Origin of the sequence: Mesorhizobium sp. M4B.F.Ca.ET.089.01.1.1, assembly GCF_004022605.1 — a bacterium.
Classification (GTDB): domain Bacteria; phylum Pseudomonadota; class Alphaproteobacteria; order Rhizobiales; family Rhizobiaceae; genus Mesorhizobium; species Mesorhizobium abyssinicae.
The window spans coordinates 1-458 of the sequence record NZ_RZOS01001402.1; the positions used below are offsets into that span (position 1 = coordinate 1).

At 52.8% G+C, this 458-nt stretch carries 1 protein-coding gene; it reads right to left on the reverse strand.

The features are described 5' to 3' along the window. Positions 1–412: MFS transporter (locus EN780_RS37685; RefSeq protein ID WP_128276662.1), on the reverse strand; the 412-nt coding region annotated here is incomplete at its 3' end. Positions 413–458 lie beyond the last annotated feature (46 nt).

The window sequence follows — 458 nt, forward strand, 5'->3', positions numbered from 1 at the left end:
ACCCCATTCCCTGGAACCAACCGCACAGGAACAGCAGGACAAACATGATGGCGATACTCGACGTTGCCCACGGCACAAAGCCCATAAATAACATCACCGCGGACGCCAGAATCAAACCCGCGGGTAAGAAGACACGCGGATTCGAGCGATCCGAAACGGATCCCATAATGAATTTAGCAAATCCATAGGCAATCGAAATGCCCGACAGCGCGAAACCTAAATCACCGCGTGAAAATCCTTGTTCAACCAGATACGGCATCGCCAGCGCAAAGTTCTTACGCACCAGATAGTAAGCGGCGTAACCGAAGAAGATACCGAGAAAAATCTGCCAACGCAGGCGACGGTACAGCGGGTCGACTTCTGCCTCTGACACGCGCGCCTGATGCGGCGCAGGTTTGAAGATACTGAGCATTAGAGCCTCCGTGGCCATGTCATAAATTTTCGAGGTTGTGTGTCCC